At 52.8% G+C, this 19,189-nt stretch carries 17 protein-coding genes; 3 read left to right on the top strand and 14 right to left on the bottom strand.

Annotation, left to right across the window (positions count from 1 at the left end; translation table 11 throughout):
• Positions 1-46: 46 nt before the first annotated feature.
• From KF749_06010 to KF749_05945, 14 genes are all read right to left on the bottom strand, one after another.
• Positions 47-2,410 carry a cation-translocating P-type ATPase gene (locus tag KF749_06010; protein MBX2990708.1) on the bottom strand — a complete coding sequence of 788 codons (2,364 nt, stop codon included), beginning with the start codon at positions 2,408-2,410 and terminating at the stop codon, positions 47-49.
• Positions 2,411-2,800: 390 nt separating this feature from the next.
• Positions 2,801-4,114: a 4Fe-4S binding protein gene (locus KF749_06005; protein ID MBX2990707.1), complete on the bottom strand. Its 1,314-nt coding sequence runs from the start codon at positions 4,112-4,114 to the stop codon at positions 2,801-2,803.
• A 132-nt stretch (positions 4,115-4,246) separates the two neighbouring features.
• Entirely contained in the window at positions 4,247-4,441 is a 195-nt protein-coding gene (locus KF749_06000) for a hypothetical protein (GenBank protein ID MBX2990706.1), read from the bottom strand.
• Positions 4,438-5,082 (bottom strand): cbb3-type cytochrome c oxidase subunit II, encoded by a 645-nt coding sequence (locus tag KF749_05995; protein ID MBX2990705.1) that lies wholly within the window; start codon positions 5,080-5,082, stop codon positions 4,438-4,440. Before KF749_05995 ends, KF749_06000 begins: the two co-directional genes overlap by 4 nt.
• 12 nt (positions 5,083-5,094) lie before the next feature.
• Positions 5,095-6,441: a cbb3-type cytochrome c oxidase subunit I gene (locus KF749_05990; protein ID MBX2990704.1), complete on the bottom strand. Its 1,347-nt coding sequence runs from the start codon at positions 6,439-6,441 to the stop codon at positions 5,095-5,097.
• Positions 6,442-6,589: 148 nt separating this feature from the next.
• Positions 6,590-7,390 carry a cytochrome c gene (locus tag KF749_05985; GenBank protein MBX2990703.1) on the bottom strand — a complete coding sequence of 267 codons (801 nt, stop codon included), beginning with the start codon at positions 7,388-7,390 and terminating at the stop codon, positions 6,590-6,592.
• Between the two features lie 118 nt (positions 7,391-7,508).
• Positions 7,509-8,225: a sulfite exporter TauE/SafE family protein gene (locus KF749_05980; GenBank protein ID MBX2990702.1), complete on the bottom strand. Its 717-nt coding sequence runs from the start codon at positions 8,223-8,225 to the stop codon at positions 7,509-7,511.
• 107 nt (positions 8,226-8,332) lie between these two features.
• Positions 8,333-9,466, bottom strand: coding sequence for a cytochrome c (locus KF749_05975; protein MBX2990701.1), 1,134 nt, complete (start codon positions 9,464-9,466; stop codon positions 8,333-8,335).
• A gap of 29 nt (positions 9,467-9,495) precedes the next feature.
• Positions 9,496-10,032, bottom strand: a complete 537-nt coding sequence (locus KF749_05970) for a menaquinol oxidoreductase (GenBank protein ID MBX2990700.1) — start codon at positions 10,030-10,032, stop codon at positions 9,496-9,498.
• Between the two features lie 122 nt (positions 10,033-10,154).
• Positions 10,155-10,910: a cytochrome b N-terminal domain-containing protein gene (locus tag KF749_05965; GenBank protein MBX2990699.1), complete on the bottom strand. Its 756-nt coding sequence runs from the start codon at positions 10,908-10,910 to the stop codon at positions 10,155-10,157.
• A gap of 32 nt (positions 10,911-10,942) precedes the next feature.
• Positions 10,943-11,419 carry a ubiquinol-cytochrome c reductase iron-sulfur subunit gene (locus KF749_05960; protein MBX2990698.1) on the bottom strand — a complete coding sequence of 159 codons (477 nt, stop codon included), beginning with the start codon at positions 11,417-11,419 and terminating at the stop codon, positions 10,943-10,945.
• A 199-nt stretch (positions 11,420-11,618) separates the two neighbouring features.
• Positions 11,619-11,762 carry a cbb3-type cytochrome oxidase assembly protein gene (locus KF749_05955; protein MBX2990697.1) on the bottom strand — a complete coding sequence of 48 codons (144 nt, stop codon included), beginning with the start codon at positions 11,760-11,762 and terminating at the stop codon, positions 11,619-11,621.
• A gap of 14 nt (positions 11,763-11,776) precedes the next feature.
• Positions 11,777-13,666, bottom strand: a complete 1,890-nt coding sequence (locus KF749_05950) for an FAD-dependent oxidoreductase (protein ID MBX2990696.1) — start codon at positions 13,664-13,666, stop codon at positions 11,777-11,779.
• Positions 13,667-13,690: 24 nt separating this feature from the next.
• The gene (locus KF749_05945) at positions 13,691-14,218 is read right to left on the bottom strand and encodes an Rrf2 family transcriptional regulator (protein ID MBX2990695.1); all 528 of its coding nucleotides are present in this window, start codon (positions 14,216-14,218) and stop codon (positions 13,691-13,693) included.
• Positions 14,219-14,479: 261 nt separating this feature from the next.
• Between KF749_05945 and murA the strand changes: the two genes are divergently transcribed.
• From murA to KF749_05930, 3 genes are read left to right on the top strand one after another with little or no spacing between them, the layout of a single operon-like run.
• Positions 14,480-15,742 carry a UDP-N-acetylglucosamine 1-carboxyvinyltransferase gene (gene murA, locus KF749_05940; GenBank protein ID MBX2990694.1) on the top strand — a complete coding sequence of 421 codons (1,263 nt, stop codon included), beginning with the start codon at positions 14,480-14,482 and terminating at the stop codon, positions 15,740-15,742.
• A gap of 18 nt (positions 15,743-15,760) precedes the next feature.
• Positions 15,761-18,052 carry a hypothetical protein gene (locus KF749_05935; protein MBX2990693.1) on the top strand — a complete coding sequence of 764 codons (2,292 nt, stop codon included), beginning with the start codon at positions 15,761-15,763 and terminating at the stop codon, positions 18,050-18,052.
• On the top strand, positions 18,049-19,116 hold the full coding sequence (locus KF749_05930) for a glycosyltransferase family 9 protein (protein MBX2990692.1): 1,068 nt from the start codon (positions 18,049-18,051) through the stop codon (positions 19,114-19,116). The genes KF749_05935 and KF749_05930 overlap by 4 nt, the downstream gene beginning before the upstream one ends.
• Positions 19,117-19,189 lie beyond the last annotated feature (73 nt).

The following is a 19,189-nucleotide window of genomic DNA, read 5'->3' as shown; positions in this document are numbered from 1 at the left end:
ATGAAAGGGAATGTTGAAGTGGCTTACTATCTTGGAACCGCCTGTCCTACGCAGACTCGGCCGGCTCAATCCAAGGGAAAAGAATCTCAACGAGTCTTTTCGAGAACATCCCTTTGGGAAGGCTGACTCGCATAGAGTTGAGAACAACGGAGAGACTGCTTGCCAGCATCGCAATCGCTGCAATGAAGGGATTGAGGTAGCCGAGGATGGCGAGAATAATACCAATGCTGTTGTAGAAGTATGCCCATGCGAGATTCTGTTTCACCGCTGCAAAGCTGCGCTTGGAAATATCGAGTGCCTCGGGAACAAGCGTAAGATCATCGCGCAGAAGCGTGATGGTTGCAGACTCGACGGCGATTTCCGTTCCGCCTCCCATGGCAATCCCTACATCTGCCTGCGCGAGAGCAGGCGCGTCATTCACACCGTCGCCAACCATTGCAACAATGTGCTGCGCATTCTGAAATTTCTTGATTGCTTCGATCTTGTCGGAGGGGAGAGCTTGCGCGGTATACAGGTCAATTCCCGCGTTGCGTGCTACTGCAGACGTTGTTTTCTCCATATCTCCGGAAAGCAACCGGACGGCAACTCCTGCTTTCGTGAGTTGTTCTATTGCGCTGTGCGAAGAGGGTTTGAGAGAATCACCGAGCACCATCGGAACTGCATTCTTCACTCTTCCTACTCCCAGAAACACAATCGTGTGTCCGAGTTCTGCTTCACGCTCGCTTATCTCGACTGCGCCTTCATCAATATCGAATCCTGAATCAAGAACGCATCGCATGCTGCCGGCCGCGAGTTGCGTTCCTTCAACTATTCCGGTAATTCCTTTTCCATCAAGGATTTGCACATGCGTCGCCTCCGTGAGCTGCAGACCCCTTCCTCTGGCCGCATCCACAATTGCCTGTGCTATCGGGTGATTGGAGGATTGCTCAAGCGAGGCAACGAGACGAAGATGCTCATCAGACAATGTGTTGAGAAGCGTGAATTTTCCTTCGGTCAGCGTTCCCGTTTTGTCGAACACAACCGTTGATACCCTGCCAACCACCTGCAACGCCGCACCGTCACGAATCAGAATGCCGCGCTTTGCCGCGTAGCCGATTCCTGCCGCAATTGCCAGCGGTGTTGCCATGCCGAGCGCGCACGGGCATGCAATGACCAGAATGGTAATCGACCGAATCAGCGCCGTTTCCACGCCGGCACCTGTCAGGGCGAGCACGATTCCGACACCGAACGCAACAACAATGATTGCCGGAATAAACACCCGCGCAAACCTGTCCACCATCTGCTCCAGTTCCGATCTGCTCGACAACGCCCGCTCGACGAGCTTGATGATGGATGAGAGCGCGGTGTCGTTGCCGATCCGGACTGCTTCAACGTCGATAACCCCGTTCACGTTCATCGAAGATGCGACAACCGCAGAGCCGACTCTCTTCTCGATCGATTTCGATTCCCCCGTCAGCAGCGACTCATCAACAATGGCGTTGCCCTCGACAACAACGCCATCAGCGGGAATCTTCTCCCCCGACTTCACGATGAAGCGGTCACCGACACTCAATTTGTCAACAGCAACCAGCCGTTCGCCTTCGGGCGCTTTGATGCGAACCTTCTTCGGCAGCATCTGATACAAGCGGTTGATGCTCTCGGATGTTTTGTGCTTCGCGGAGAGCTCGATGAACTTGCCGACAAGCAACAAGGCAACGAGACTTCCGGCTGTATCGAAGTAGAAATGCTCTCCCCCCGAAAACAATTCATACGTACTGTAGAAGAATGCCGAGAAGATGCCGATGGAAAAGAGAAGCTCCATCGTCGGGGCCATGCCGCGCAAACTCTGCCATGCTTTGCGATGAATCGGGATTGCACACCAGAACACAGCCGGACTTGCCAGCCCGAAGAGAATTGCCGGGATCAAGGAGAGAATTTGGGGAGGGAGTTCCTGGAAGTAGCCGACGTACAACGTGTAGCTGAAATACATCAGGTTCATCACTAGAAAAAGGGCAACGCCCATTCTGATGAGCAGCGACTTTCTCTCAGGCCGGCTTTCGGCGATACTTGCATCTCTCGAGTTTGTTGAATATCCGAGCCGCTCAATACGCTTGACAATGTGTTCAGGAGAAATGATTTCGGGTTTGTAGAAGATCTTGGCCGTGTCCGACGCATAGAGGATTCGCGAATGCACAACACCGTTCTCCCCCCCAACTACTTTTTCAATCAACCACGAACACGACGAACACCACATGCCATCAACACGCAAGACGAGTTCCTTGCACTCGTTGAGTTCTTCAGGAGACGGTTCGCTCGACCGTGTGTCGTCTTCGGGTTTGCCGATGATGCCCAACTTCAGGCTTGTTTGGTAGAGTTCGGAACCCTTGTAGTCGCCTTGAAGCAATCCGCTTTCGTTGAGAAGAATGAACACTTGGCGACATCCTGTGCAGCAAAGATGAAATGTTTGTCCGTTTGCTTCGGCTGTGTAGGAACGTTTGGGGAGTTTCAGGCCGCAGAGATTGCAGGAGGACAAGTGAGCAACCGATGACGGCGTTTGGTTAGTCAATGTTGTTTGATTCATTGACGTCACCGATTCAAGGCGGTTGGGACACGGCTCCGCAGTGTTGCATCGAGGAAAATTCCCACCTGTTCAGGACATGCTTGCCGCATGCCTCTATATGTTGCAGAGGTCATCTCGTCTTCGTTACTACTTTTCCGTTCTCGTACTTCACTTCGTGAATGGGCGTGCGCTGCGCGATGACGATTGTGAGAATGAGAATGGCAAAGAACAAAGCAAGCGTTCCGTAAATGGCTCTTTTCATCATAACGGCTCCTTTTGTGTATCAAGTTGTGCGTCACTGATCGCTTGCTCGGGCATGAAGAACACCGCCTCGGTTGTCGTCCGAACAGCGGCATTGTCTCTGTTGAATGCTATAAGCTCAACCCGGTTCGGGCCGGGCCGGAAATGATCTCCCTTTGTGTAAATGGCAATCTTCAATGCTTTCACCTCGCGTGAATGCAAGAAGATCGGGTTCTGCTCAACCGAAATACTGCAACCACCTTCCGGGGTTTCCCCGCCCGCGCACGCAATGGTAAACCAGCCGTCCTCCATGCTGCGGTTCGAGATCTTCAGCGTATACTCATTGTAGATCCGTCCGTCATCGGCAATGTGGTACAGCGTGGCGCGGTCGCCCGACGCGGTAAGTGAAAGCGGCTGGCGGAGTTGAATCACTACCACAAGCACAATAGCATACACAGCGGTCAAGCCGAGAATTGCCCATCGCTTTGCATCGACCAATCCGAGTTTCTGATACCAGGTAACCTTCTGCATCTCCTTTTCTCCCCACGAAAATGAAATGAGGCTTGGCAATGGCTTCTTGAGTCGCGAGAGAATCGTCGTGCACGAATCAACGCAATCGCCGCAATGAATGCATTCCGTTTGATAGGGAGAGGTACGGATGTCAATTCCCATCATGCAATCGCGCACGCAGGCTTTGCATTCGATGCACTCATCGTTGCGCTCGGTGTGGTACCTGACGATCTGGGTTTTCGAATCCGTGAAGACAGCCTGCAACATGCCGTACGGACACGCTTTCGTGCAGAATTTCGCCCGCCAGAACATGACATCAACAAACATGAAGAGGCCGATGCTGATGATGATGCCCGTTGTGATCGGGCCGAGTGAAAATGCAGCGGCCTCGCGCAACATCCGGTACGGATCGACAAAGTATGCAACAAGATTGAAACCGATGACGAGAGAAATGACAGCCGTCGCGAGTGTAACAAGCGAGAATGCCGCTACGCGACGCCACAGTTTGGCTCCTGTTTTTGGAACGCGCAACCACCTTTTCGCTCTTTTTTCGAACCAAGCATACAACTCGTTCAGCACGGTTTGCGGACACGTCCATCCGCACCAGACACGTCCGTAAAGCATCGAGAAGATGACGATAACCCACAGAACAAGCATGATGACGAGGAAGAGGAGATAGAATTCATCCACCCACAACACGCTGTTGAAGAAATAGAATCGCAGCGTCGGTACGTCGAGCCGCATGATGTTGAAGAACGGCAGCACGACGATCAGAAGGGTGCTGATGGTTTGGACGAGCCGCCGTTGGGATCTGTAGGTTGTCATGGTCAATCGCTTGAGTTTGCAGAGTCAATAGAGTTTATAGAGTTCGTAGAGTTGGGCAAACCCTGATTGTCAGATGGTGGTTACCCGACTCTGCAAACTGTCAACTCCATGAACTTCGCGAACTGAAGGGAACTATCTCCCCTCCAACGTTGCCTGAATCTGCGTCTGCTGCTCCTGGTAGTTCGACTGCCAGTTCCAGTACGTGAATCCGTAGTAGATGCACGATAGCGCGATGACGATGTAGGCAATTCTCAAGAACCAGCCAGGTCCGGTTTCATGGTTTTGTTTGATCTCACCGTCGTCGTTGTACATATCTGTTGTACTCATTGATCATTCCTCCTTTCAGCAACGGTTTCATTCGCAGTTTCGGCGGTGTGAGCCTGCAGTTTCTTCACCTGCTCGACTCCTTCCTCGCGCCACTTGATGCCCGTGCCAAGTTTCTGCATATAGGCAACAAGGGCGATTGCCTCTTGTGTCGGTTGACCGGCTTTGTCGAACAGCCAGGTGTATGCGGGCATGAGAGACCCGGGTGACGTGCTGCGCGGATCGCGGAAATGATTCAGATGCCACGTGTTGTCATATTTGCCGCCAACGCGTGCAAGGTCCGGGCCTGCGCGCCGTGTACCGAGGAAATGCGGCTTGTCGTAGACAAACTCGCCGGGTTGTGACGGCGGGGCTTGAATCAACGCGCGTATGCCGAAGCGCTTGAAGGTTTCTTCTTCACCCATTCCGTAGCGTTGCGTTTCTTCCAGCAGGTTGCGGACTTGTTGCGTGTGACAGTACACGCAGCCTTCGGCTTGATAGATTTCCCTGCCGCGCATTTCCAACGCGGAATAGTCTTTCGCATCCGCTGTCGGGATGTACAATGTCTCATCGGTCAGCGGCACAACCATGGTAACGTATGAGCCGAAGAACATGAACACTGCAACTACTACGACGAGCAGAACTGCTTTTGCTTCAAGTTTCATTGTCGTTTCTCCTTACGCTAATGCGGGTTTCAGTTGGGGATTCTCGCCTCCGCGTACTGTCCGCCAGATGTTGAACGCGAACATCACCTGCGCGGCCACCATCAGGATAGCGGAGAACATCCTCACCATATAATAGGGGAACATCGCTTTCACCGTGTCGAGGAACGAGATTGTGTAATCCATCCATTGCAAGCCCTGGACGAATCCGCCAATCCACAAGCTGATCGCAAAGCCGAGGAAGCCGACGAACGAGAGCCAGAAGTGCCACTCTGCCATCTTCTCCGAATAGAGAGAGCGTTTCAAGATTTTCGGCAGTGCGTAGTAGATGCCGCCAAGAGCGAAGAATGTGAAGGCACCGAACACCGCCATGTGTGCGTGCCCGACAATCCAATCCGTTTTGCTCACGATCTGATTCACCGTTCGCAGCGAGTGCATCGGGCCCTGGAAGCATGTGAGAAGATAAAACGTCGTTCCTGCAATGAAGAACTTCACGACATAATTACCTTGCGCCCACTTGCCGCGTAGTGTTCCGTAGAAGTTCGTCACCGCAGTCCAAACCGGAATCAACAACGAGATGCTGAAGAGGATGGCGATCGTCTGCAGCCACGTCGGGATGGGGCCGAAGATGATGTGATGCGCGCCGGTCCAGATGTAGAGGAACGCAATTGTCCAGAATCCGATAAGCGATAACTTATGACTGTACAACGGGTTGCCGGTCGATTTCGGGATGAAGTAGTACGCAATGGCGAGCCCGACCGGAGTGAAGATCAATCCGACGGCATTGTGCCCGAACCACCAGTTCACATTGGCATCATTCACGCCGGAGTAGACGGGAAGATTTGCGACAATCCACAGAACAGCAGTCCATAAAATTGTTCCCATGATGTACCAAAGACTCGCGTACATGTTTTCGTATTTGCGTTTCGCAATCGTCCCGAAGATGTTGATGCCGAACATCACCCACGCAATCGTGACGAGGATGTCGAGGAAGGAGTTGAGTTCAAGATACTCCTTGCCTTGCGTATCACCCATGCCAAGCGTGACAACAGCACCGAGAAGGATGACAATCCAGAGATAGAGTGTCCACATACCGAGCTTCTCGCTGAACAGCTTTACGCCAGCCAGTCTCGGCACAATGTAGTAACAGAGCCCCATGTCGGCCGCAAGCAGCCAGCCGAACAGCACGCCGTTCGTGTGGATTGCACGGATGCGTCCGAAGCCGAGCGCGGGGATACCGCCGAGAAACTCCGGCGCAATAAACTTGATCGCCATGATCAATCCGATGGTGATCGTAATCAGGAAGAACGCGATGGAGGTATAGATGAACCATCTCGCGCTCTTGTCTTCATGTGGTTCCATTGTTGTGGTACTCCTTTGTTGTGGGTGATGAATTCTTGCGTGACAAATCGTCGAACTGTTCAGAAGAAGGATGGTGAAATCATCCCCTCCACTGTAAACCAATTGCCTTCATACGATGTGTTCCGTTCTTCGGGCAACGTCTTCGAGCTTAGTATTGGGAATCCCCTTTCTCCCGCTCTTGCCGTGCGCGGTCACGCAAATACGTAATGATGCTCCATCGTTCTTCATCCGTCATCGCCTTGATCCACGGACTCATCGAAGTGCCGGGAACGCCGTTCGTAATGGATTCATACAATCTGCTGTCGGGCATATAGTCAATGAATGGTTTCTCGCCCCACGATGTTACGACAACAAGGTTGCGGGGACCGGGAGTAAGGTTCGGGGCAATAATCCCGTGACCATCAGCCGTTGTTCCGTGGCAGTTTGAACAGTAGTTCAGGTAGAGTTTCTTTCCGGTTGCGGTTGAAGCCGGAGTCGGTTCAACGGGATTCTTTGCATCTGCTGCTACCGGCTGATAGTCAAGAGCATTGGCAATGGTGATATTGTCGTCAACTGTCAGCGACCGGATATAGTGGATGACTTGCCAACGCCTTTCAGGGGAGAGAGTGAATTCGAATGCCTGCATTGCAGTTCCGCGAACGCCTCCGCTGATGGATGTGTAGAGTCTCTCATCCGTCAGGTATTTTACAAACTGGGCATTGCGGAGATTCTGCGGGCGAGGCACAAGATTGAGTGATTGCGGGCCGCGGCCGTCGGCGCGGCGTCCGTGACATCCGGAGCAATACTCGAAGAAAACGTCTTTTCCTGCTGCTACCGATTCGGGCGTCGAGGGCGGTGCCACCATTCCGTCATTGCCGAAGAGCTGGAGTTGTGAGATGATGAGAAGAAATACCATTCCGATGATGAACATCGGAACAACAAGCCAACTGCTTTTTCTCAAGAGTGTCATGCGTGATTCCTTTGTTTTTTGCAACACGAAGACACGAAGGGTTCACAAAGTCTCCGCAGAAACTCCGTGATTCCTGGTGTCTTTTGAGACTTTGTGTGTGATCTTGTCATTGCCTTTGCTACTCGCAACACGAATGATGTCCGCCTGCAGGTTCGCCACCCATCGGAATGAAGCTGACGAAAGGTACGTGCAAGCCGCGCAGTACAAGCGTCACGCCCATCAAGATGATGGTAAACGCGGCAATCATCTCCGCCCGCTTTCTCACTTTGGCGGAGAAGAATGATGTAAACCCGCCCAACAGCATGAGTGAGGGAGCCATACCGATTCCAAACAAGCCCATTGTCACCGCGCCATTGAGTGCGCTGCCGGAGGCTGCCGCCTTTGCAAGCATCGCATACAAAATGCCGCAGGGCAGAAGGGGAGTAAGAAACCCGAGCGAGAATTTTGAAGCGAACGACGTTCCGCGAATCAGTCTGCCGTGCAACTTGTTGATACCGCCGCTGCTCAGCGAAAGCGTTGCGGGAAGAGGCAGAAGGCCGAGCATTGCCAATCCCCCCGCAATCATAATTGCTCCACCGACAATGGAAATAACTTCTCCCATTCTTTCATAACCGGAAAGAGTCATTCCTAACAATCCGACAACTCCGCCAAGAAAGGCGTACGCGAGAATTCTGCCGCCGTTGTATGCCAAGTGCGGCACAAAACGAAAGACGGAAACGGCCCCGGTACTTGTTCCGGCTGTCGTCGAGTATGCCAGCACGATTGCTCCGCACATTCCGATGCAGTGCAGGCTGGTCAACAAGCCGGTGAGTAATATGAGAGAGTATTCAATCATTGGTACTGTTGGGACATGACTCCGTCATATCCTGCTTTGGTATCTTGGCCTGCTCATCAACAGGCTGGAGCATGTTTTTTCTCGCCGGACCCGTCGGAGTCGTGCGTCTACTTCATCTCGCTGCGGGTAGTATCCGTCTTTGCTGCGTACACCACCGCATTATCTACGTCCAACTTTTTAAGTGACTCGAGGTACAGCGCGAGAGCTTCGAGTTCCGTCTTCGAGTATTTGAAGTCCGGCATCACCGAGCCGCCAACAAGCGAGCGGGGATTGACATGATGCTGGATCATCCATTCTTTCGTTCGCTGCAAACCGTATACACTCAAGTCCGGGGCTATCTTTGCTCCGACGCCGTTGATAGTGTGGCACGCGTTGCAATGCTTTGCCGCGAACACCTGTTTGCCCGACTCAACCGTTACCGGAACCTCGGCGGGTTGTGAGGCCTTCCATTCCTTTAATGCATAATATCGTTCAACGGGACCCTTGATGAGATTCTCTCCTGTCAGACTTTTCAAGAAGATGACGAGTGAGCGCAGTTCTTCGTCGTTCACCTCCATCTTCGGCATCATGGATTCGAAGTTGTTCGCCCTCGGGTCAGCGATGGATTCTTCGAGATAGGCAAGCGGCCACTTTGCACCGACGCGGGTCAACTCAACACCCAACTTGCCGTCCGACATTCCTTCAACTTTGTGGCAACCGTAGCACGCCTTCGTAAAGAACAACTCGGCTCCGTGCCTCAGCTTGGGCGTTTCGGCCAGATTGTAACCGTGACACTTCGCGCATCCGCTTTCGATGTAGTCGCCGCGCAAGAGCGGCTCCATCCAGAACTTTCCTTCGCCGTGTGCGTCAACCGTTTCCAGGCCGCGCCCGTTGCCGTCATGACAGGTGGTGCACCCGAAGGTGCGGTACGGATGATCGCCCGGAATCTTCGGATGCGTGCGAAACGGTTGCGGGGCATCCGCGAATCGTTCATCATCAATACCGGCGTGACAGGTAATGCAACGCTCGACGCGTTCTTTTCCGAAATCTTTCGTGACAATTTGCTCGATACGCGGTGAGCGGTCGGCCAGCACTTGCTTTGTAGAGGGATCCGTCGTCTTCTCGATTGCCATCTCCAGATATTGGCGTTGATAGTCCCGCCATTCAGTCTGATAATTCTTCAGCATGATAAAGCCGTTGCCGAGCAGCAGAAACACCGCGCCGACAATAAGGGCTATTTTCATTCGTATGCTGATGTGCATCGTAACTCCGAAATAATCACATGGTCAAGTTAGTGTCCGCCCGTCGCTTCCCACGGCATAACAAATCCCCAGTTCGGCCCTCTGAAATACATGCCGATAATGATGAGGATCAGCATGATGATGAGAAACGTGAGAAACAGTCCGTTGGCGAGCCAGCGTTCTTTCGCGAACCAGACGCCAATGCCGATTTTCTTTCTGTCGATATAAGGCACAAGCATCAACCCGATCACAATCAGCGTCGGAATTAACACGCCGCCGACAAACGCGGAGTAGCTCACGAGTTCTTGCAGTCCGAGAAAATACCAGGGCGCTTTCGCGGGATTCGGCGGATGATTCGGGTTGGCAACTTCCTCCAGCGGCGCGTTAACGAGAAACGCCGCTATCAGCAAGCAGGCTGCAACTGTGATGAAGATGACAAGCTCGCGCACAAGCAGATGAGGCCAGGAGTATACCATATCATCCGGCGGTTGAGCGACAGTCGGCTTTGTTCCCTTCACCAACTCCATCAAACCGTACGTCTTGTTTGCGTCTTTCGGGTAGACATGGGTGGTGTCAACTTCTTTCATCTTTTCTCCTATAAAAAGACTTCATGCTTTGAAGGGAAGGATTTGTCACGAAGGCACTAAGACTCGAACGTTTCACAGAAGTTGTTTGAATGAGTTCTTGTTCGGCAACTTGATCGTACATCTCAGTGTCTCAGTGTTTCAGTGGTTGCTTGCGGGTTTGTCGGAGGGTCGTTGTCGTTCGGATGCGAGAGTCCGCCATCCTTTCTGATTCTCCAGAAATGAATGGCGAGAAAAATCGAAAGCAACCCCGGAAGAATGACAACATGCAACACATAGAATCTGACCAATGCCTCCTGACCGACGTTGTCCGAGCCGAGAAGGAATTGCCGGATAGGCTCACCGAGCACGGGAGCGTAACCGGCGATTGCCGTTCCGACGGTAATTGCCCAGAATGCAAGCTGATCCCACGGCAACAAATACCCCGTGAACGAAAGTCCGAGTGTCAGCAGCAGAAGAATGATGCCGATAACCCAATTGAACTCCCGCGGCGGTTTGTAGGCGCCGGTGAAGAATACGCGGGCCATGTGCAGCACGACGAAGAACACCATCGCTTCCGCCGCCCATTTATGCACGTTGCGCAATACAAAACCGAAGTCCACCGACGAACGCAGATCGAGCATTCTGCCGTATGCTTCGGTGGCCGAAGGGAAGTAGTAGAACATCAGCCACACGCCTGTGAAAGTGAGAATCAGGAACAGGCATGTTGCGATAACGCCGAGTCCCCACGTGTAGGAGAACTTGAGCGAGTGTTTCGAGACTTTTACCGGATGAATGTGCAGAAAGAGATTGTTGAAGACGGCATACGACGCGCCTTCCCCATCTTCCGGCATTCGCCCGTAACGAAAGATCGAGCGATAGATGTTGTTGAGAAATTTCATTTGGAGACCAATAACTAATGACTAATGACCAGCTACACCTTCAAGTATGAACCCGCCTCCACCTTTACCGACTTATCCACTTCGAGTTCGCCGTTCGGTGCAAGCGAGACTTGATACCATTCAAGCGGAGCGGGGGCCGGACCGCCTGTCACGTAACCGTCGTTATCGAACTGACTGCCGTGGCAGGGGCACGAAAAGCCGCCTTCCGATACCGACACAGTGCAGCCGAGATGCGTGCACTTGACGGAGATTGCCGCAAACCCCTGGCGATCGCGCAGGACGGCAACACGATCGTTCTCCAGCACTTCCTTAATGCCTTCCTTGTAATCTTCCGGCTTGCCGACGCGGATACGTGAAGGAGGGCCGTAATCAACAGCAGGTTTGAGATACAGCAGATTTCCCATTGCAGCCAACGCGCCTGAGATCGCCACGCCGAACCATCCGAGCGTGCTCAGAAATGTGCGGCGGTCAATTTCCGGCTGCTGCATGCGAACATTTTTCTTTTTCAACTTCGTACTCCTTTGTTACGTTGCATCTCTGGCTTCAAACTCGAAATCGTTAAAACGATTTTCCTATGGTTTTTGCATTTCCAACCCACAACCGGAGTTGTGGGTTGTCTGGATTGCTCGCCCTCAGCCCACGGCTTTTGTCGTGGGATTGGCAAAACACAAGCAGCTTAAACCGCATTTAGCGGTTTCTTGTGCGAGGCTAATCCGGCTCACGCAGCATTTGATACTTCGGTTCTTCAATATCCTTGAACTGATTCGTCTTTGCTGCATAGACGAATCCGAGCGCAAAGAGTATTCCCAGCACCACACTGAGAAAAACAAGCAGATAAATTGATGCAAGCATAACATCCCTCTCAATTACACAACGGTGAACGCTTGTTGATAGGCAAAATGCTCCATTGTTACGGCGCCGGTCGGGCAGCGTTTTGCACAGTACCCGCAGCGGATGCAGAGTTCTTCATCCTTCAGCATAGCCGAGCCGAGTTGCTTCACGGCCGCATGCCCTTCCTTCTCCAACATGTTCCGGACATTCACGCCGTAGCGTTGAACGAGAGCGTCTTCGAGTTGCGGCACCAGCTCAATTTGCGTAAGCGGAACAAGCGCAAGACAATACGTCGGGCACACGTCAACACATCCGTTGCAGAGAATGCACACATCGCCGTTGAAGATGGTGTTGATGTGACACTTGAGGCAACGGGCCCCCTGCTCTTGTGCAACGCCTTCCTCAAAATTCAGCTCGACGAGCTCTTGTGTTGTCGCACGAGTTGTCGGGTCGAGTGCCGGCGGATTGATCCGGTCGAGTTGCAGATATCCCTCGTGCATTCTGTGTTGAAGAACAGGCAGCTCGAAATAGCCGAAACGCTTCTCTTCAACTTCCTTCTTTCTGAGATATTCATCAATGGAAATAGCGGCACGTTGGCCGGAAGCAACCGCGTTGATGAACAGTTTCGCCCCCTCGGCAACATCGCCGCAGGCGAAAATGTCGGGGACATTCGTTCGTTTTGTTGTCGGATCGATTTTGATGATGCCGCGTTCCAGAGCGAGGTCGGGGACATCTTTCACAAACGCATCATCAATCGTCTGTCCGATGGAGAGCATGATGGTGTCGGCGGGAATGATTTCTCCCGGCTCGTCATAGAATGTCGGGCTGAATCTTCCGTTCTCATCGAAAACAGATTTCACTTTGCGTGTTGCGAGTCCGGTAGCTTTTCCATTCACTCCAATTATCTCAAGCGGACCGCGGGAGGGATGCAACGATACGCCTTCTTCAACTCCCTCATGAATTTCGATTTCGTCCGCAGGCATCTCGTCGCGGGATTCGAGACACACGAGGTGAACTTCCTTTGCGCCGGAACGCAGCGCCATACGCGATGAATCAGCAGCTTCGTAGAAGTCCTGCGCCTCAGTCCGGAACTTGCCTCCGACGCGAACCGCTGAACGGGCAACATCGAATGCCACATTCCCGCCGCCGATAACAACGACGCGTTCGCCCAACTTCACTTCTTCGCCCATATTTACTTGCTTGAGAAAATCAATGCCGTGAACAACGCCTTCCAGCTCAACGCCTTTGATGGGAAGATTGCGTCCGCGCTGAAGCCCTGCGGCAATCAGAATCGCCTCAAACCCTTGCGAGCGAAGCTGCGGGATGGTGACCTCTTTGCCGACGCGCGTATTCGTTTTCAGTTCCACACCAAGACTGAGAATCGCTTGAATTTCCATCTGTACAAGTTCACGCGGCAGACGGTATGTCGGTACGCCGGTCATCAGCATGCCACCGGCAACGGGTCCGGCCTCGAACACCGTGACGTTGTAGCCGAGGAGAGACAAGTCGTGAGCAGCCGTCAATCCTGCAACGCCGCCTCCGATGACGGCGATTTTTGTTCCTGCTTTCGGGTTGCTGTCGTCGCGTCGTGCGTTGGAAAACTCGATGGTTTTCGCAGGATCTCCGGCTTCGACACCGTGCTGTTCCGTGACAAAGCGCTTCAATGCGCGGATGGTTATGGATTCGTCAATACTGCCGCGGCGGCATTCCACTTCGCACGGCGCGCCGCAGACGCGGCCGCAAATAGAGGCAAAGGGATTTGGTGCACGAGCAATCTTGTACGCGTCAAAATAGCGTCCTTCGGCGATGGCTATCACGTAGCCACGGGAGTCGGTACGAACGGGACAGCCCCATTGACATTTTATTTGTCGTTGCCAGTATTCGATGTCGGGTATTTCCACCCGGAACGTCTGAGTTGCAGACATGGAAAATTGTTTATTGAGAGCGAGTTACGCGGCGGAAGTCTGTTGCCTTGCTTCGTTGAGTTCGGCTTTTCGGTTGAAGCTTTCCGCCGCAAGTTGAGCAAGAGTCCTGCTCGTGAGGATTTCTTTCAATTTGATTTGTGCTTCGGCCCAGAGTGTATGTACCTGGCACCACTCGTCACGCGGGCAAACGCCGTCGCACACAAGACATTTGTTCAGAAAGATGTTCCCTTCAACAGCTTCGATTACGTCAAGAACCGTGATTCTCTCGGCGGGTTGTCCCAACCGGATTCCGCCGTTCAGTCCGCGCTGCGAAACAATGAGATCTGCGTGGGCCAATTGAACCGAGATTTTGCGCAGAAAGTTCTCCGGAATGTTCCACTCTCTCGAGACTTCAGCGATTTGCACGATGGCTCCAAACGGCAATGCTGACAGGTGTATCATCGTCCGCACTGCATACTCGCCGCTCATTGTCAGCTGCATCAGGATTCCCAAGTTGTTGAAAGTTGCAATCACAGGTTCAACCTGCGTGCCGAACATGACAAAAATGGTCATGTTTTCGGATTAGGCAAATTGACAGATTTATTTCAAGATTGAATCGAGGCTGGCCGGATGAATCCGGTCTATTTTCTCAAACATAGGAAAGTGGCGTCGTCGCAGTTGCAGAAATGAGAAACCAGGCAACGGGTGTTGGATTTCTCAACGATGGAGAGTGGTGTGACGTGATTGATTTTCCCTGCATTTTTGGTGAAATTGGTTCCGCGGTTTCGGCACACCGCACAATATCAGATTCAACACAAATCGGGCTCTCTCTCCTTGGACAAATTCATCATACGCGGCGGCAAGAAACTCAGCGGCAGGGTTCGCATTGGCGGGGCAAAGAACGCATCACTTGCGCTGATGCCGGCAACGCTGCTCGCCGGCGGAACGTTCCATCTCAGCAATACTCCGAATCTGCGGGATGTCGCCACGATGTCGAGCCTGCTGAAGTCGATGGGAATGAAGATAGATTTGAATGACGATGTTCTCACGCTCGACACACGCGGAGTCAACAAGCACGAAGCCCCGTATGCGCACGTCAAGAAAATGCGCGCATCCATTTACGTTCTGGGCCCTCTCATTGCACGGTACGGAAAAGCGAAAGTCTCGCTCCCCGGCGGTTGTGCCTGGGGGCCGCGTCCGGTGAATTTGCATGTCGAGGGGATGAAGAAGCTCGGAGCGGAAATCAAGTTAGAGCGGGGCTACATTGTTGCAAAAGCAAAGCAACTGACGGGCGCAAAAATCCATTTCGATATTTCAAGCGTCGGAGCAACCGGCAACCTCCTCATGGCGGCAGTGCTGGCCAAAGGAACAACAGTAATTATCAATGCTGCCATAGAACCTGAAATAACGGCGCTTGCTGAATTTCTTGTGAGGATGGGAGCCAAGATCGACGGCATCGGCACAAACCGGTTGGAGATCGAGGGCGTTGTTGAACTCCACCCGGCGGATTTCGAGACTATTCCTGATAGAATAGAAGCAGGAACCTTTCTCGTTGCTGCAGCAATAACGGGAGGCACCGTAACGCTGGAACACGTCAATCCGGAGCATTTCTCGGCAGTCGGCGAAAAGTTGGAAGACGCAGGATGTACCACCGGGGTTTTGGGTTCGGCGTTCGAGTTGCGTGCGCCCGATCAGTTGAAGCCGGTTGATGCCACTGCCGTTATCTATCCCGGCTTCCCGACGGACATGCAGGCGCAGTGGATTGCGTTGATGTCCGTTGCAAACGGAACCTCCATTGTAACAGACACCATCTACACCGATCGCTTCAAGCATGTGCCGGAGCTCGAACGGCTTGGTGCCGATATCGAACTTAAAAAGAACGCGGCCATCATCCGCGGCGTGAAGAAGCTGACCGGCGCAACCGTCATGTCCACCGACCTTCGTGCATCCGCATCGCTGATTCTCGCAGGACTTGTTGCTGAGGGTGAAACGGAAGTTCTGCGGGTGTATCATCTCGACCGCGGCTACGAAGCGATTGAAAAGAAGCTGCGGGCAATCGGGGCTGATATTGAACGGATCTCCGGCAAGGAATACTAACATCAAGAGCCGCTAACGGTGATACGTGAAATCTTGAGCAACCGCAACACGGCAATTCCCGCAGCAATATACCTCGTAGTGTCGCTCGTCTGCACGCATCTTCCCCTCCTCAATTATCTCGGCTACGAATTCTCCGCGGTCATAGCGTTGCTGGCGTCGTTCATTTCAGGCTTCCTGACAATCCGGGCTGTAAAGGGATCGCTTTCAGAATCAGCCGTCAATCCGCAATCTTCATCCGCTGCTCTTGCCTTCAACTCTTTCAAGCAGGCCCTCGTTTTCAACCTCTCTCTTCTCATCATCCCTCTTATTGTCATGCTTACGAACGCGTTGTTCGTGAAGAATTGCTCGCTGATCGAAGGGTTCGGCTTCTTTGTTCTGATACCTGTGGTGAGCGTGCTCTTTTCGAGCGCCTTTGGATTCTTCTGTGCGGCGCATTATCATTGGCCCCGGACACTGTTCGTACTGTTTGTGCTGGCAATGTTTGCTGAAGTACTTGCCGTCGGCTACTTCACACCGGCGATCTTTTCGTACAATTTCTTTTACGGCTACTTTCCCGGCCTGACGTACGATGAAGTGCTTGGCATCAGCTCATCGTTGGTAATGTTCAGAATTCTGACGCTGCTTCTTGCCGGCGCGTTGGTGTGGATGGCCTTGCTGATTCTTCGGAGTACACATCCGGACGATGCAAGCTGGGAAAAGGGTCTGTCACTCCTCGGCGCAATGATGCAGGGACGATCCGTGTTTGTCACAGCGGCTTTGGCGACGCTGGTAATTGTCACGTGGTGGTTTCGGGGAGAGCTTGGTTTTGATTCGTCAAGCAACTTCATCCGCCGATCGTTAGGTGAGGCGATAGAGACACAGCATTTTCGTATTTACTATGCGAAGCAATCGTACGACAAGTCAGAGATTCGCTGGATAGCCGCCGAACATGAGTTTCGTCTGAAGCAGATTACGGATGAGTTCAATTTGTCATACAAGGGAAAGATAGAATCATTCATTTATCCTTCCTCAGAAGTGAAGCAGCGATTGATGGGAGCAGGCAACACGAACATCGCGAAGCCGTGGAGTCAGCAGATTCACCTCACGAAACAGTCGCTCGATGCAACACTGAAGCACGAACTTGTGCATGTTGTTGCCGCACCATTCGGTCTGCCGATTATCAAGGCAAGTCTTAGTACGGGATTGGTCGAAGGCCTGGCAATGGCGATTGAATGGGAATGGGGAAGCCGCACGCCGCATGAGTATGCAGCCGCAATGCGCAGATTCGGCGTCGGGCCGGACATCAGCTCGATCATGTCGCTGACAGGATTTGCAGCGCAGTCGTCGTCTATCAGCTATGTGCTGGCAGGATCATTCTGCCGCTACTTGATTGACACGTACGGCATACGCAACATGATGCTGTTGTACCGATCGAACGAATACGAAAGAATGTACGGCAAGGGACTCGACTCCCTTGTCGCAGAGTGGCGCACATTCCTCGAGGGCATTCCGGTTACCGATCAGGATCGTGATGTCGTTGATGTTCTCTTCCGTCGCCCGCCGATATTTCAGAAAGTCTGTGCGCGTGTTATTGCAGCCCGGAATGCGCTTGCGCGCAAGAAATTCTCCGGGAAGAAGTATGACGAGGCTTATGCACTGTACGATGCTTCATTCAAGGAGACCTTGAGTTATGAATCGCTGAGCGGGTTGCTTTCCAGTTCCCTGCGCCTCGGCAACTATGACGTTCTTTCTTCCGCTCTTGATACCATCATTCTGAAGAACGAAAAGCCCGCCCAGTATCTCCCGCTCTTCCTGACGATAGGAGACGGGTTGTGGAGAAAGGGTGATACGCTCCGAGCGCTGCAATTGTACCGGAGGCTGGAGCGGGCGGATTTGTCGGCGGGCCTTACAGAAGCTGTTCGCTTGCGGCAACATGCAAGCAGCGAGGAGGAAGAACGATGGCGGCTGTATTTTCTTTCCGACGAGAATGATACGATTCGTGCCGGGAAATTGAGTTTAGCAGTTCAACAATCCCCGGGTTCCTGGCTACCGCACTACATGCTGGCAAAGCCATTGGTCCGTTTGCATCGATTCGACGAAGCACAAACAATTCTTCATTCGTTTGCCCTCGAGTCTGTTGATTCAGTCCTCGAATGCTCGCGATTACGCATGCTCGGCTACTCACTCTTCCGCCTGAAGAGGTTTGAAGAAGCGAAGGCTGTATTCTGGAGATCGCTGAACTTCGTAGCAGGAGAAGCCGCAAGAAACGAGATTCATGATTGGCTTGAACGGATTGATTGGGCGAAGAAATTCTTTACACAACACCAATGAACGCCCCTCGTCCGTTTTCCCGCATTCTTCTCTCACGCATGAAATTCATCGGCGACATCGTGTTGACGACGCCGGTTATTCGCTCGCTCCGAAACGCGTTCCCCGGTGCATACATTGCCTATATGGGGGAGAAGAAAGCCGTTTCATTACTGGAACACAATCCTCATCTCAACGAACTTATTCCGTTCGATTTTTCAAAACCGACACTCATCGAGCAGCCGCGGGTTGCGTGGCTGCTGCGGCGACGGAAGTTTGACCTTGCGATCGACCTGTTCAATAATCCCCGCAGCGCGTTGCTGACCCGCGCGACGGGCGCGAGAGTCAGAGTAGGGGCGGAACGAAAGGGACGCGGAAGTCTCTATACGATTCAAGTCCGTGATGATGGAAATCCGAAGACGGCAATCGAATTTCACAATCAGTTCATTCGAGCCGTCGGGGTTCAACCCGCATCGAACCGTACAGAGATATTCTTGACAGAAGACGAAAAGCGGGAAGCGAAAATCTATCTTCAATGGCTGGATTACGAAAACAATCCGCTTGATCCCGCAAAGCCCATCGTCGGAATACATCCGGGAGCAACGTGGCCGGCGAAGCGCTGGCTGCCGGAACGGTTCGCCGAACTTGCCGATCAGATTGCCGCAAAACTCGGCGCGCAGATCATCATCACCGCCGGCCCGAATGATGACGAGGCCGTCCGGCAGGTCGTCCGGCATTCGTTTGCAACCATCAAAGTTCTGCGTGCTTTGCCGTTGCGGCAACTTGCTGCCATTATCTCGCATTGTGCGGTATACGTTGCGAACGACAACGGTACAATGCACATTGGCGCGGCGCTCGGTGTCCCGACCGTCGGTATCTTCGGACCGGGCGAAGAAAATATCTGGTTTCCCTATTCATCAGAAGAAGGGCATGCAGCGTTGCGCCGGGATGTCGCGTGCCATCCCTGTCATCTCGACTTCTGTAACAGAGAGGGGGGTGACTACATGGAATGCATGAAGTTACTCGATGTGCAGGACGTTTTCCGGCACGTGGAAAACGCTATGCGGCGCCGCAAACCGGATGCATAGACTTCCCTTTCCGGCGAGGGTTGTATCACATTCCATCAAACATGAATTGATTTTGTTCGGCGATTTGGCGAAG

Source organism: Bacteroidota bacterium (assembly GCA_019637975.1).
Taxonomy (GTDB): Bacteria; Bacteroidota; Ignavibacteria; order UBA10030; family UBA6906; genus CAADGV01.
Note: the sequence above shows the minus strand (reverse complement) of the source record. Positions and strands in the feature narration are given on the sequence as shown.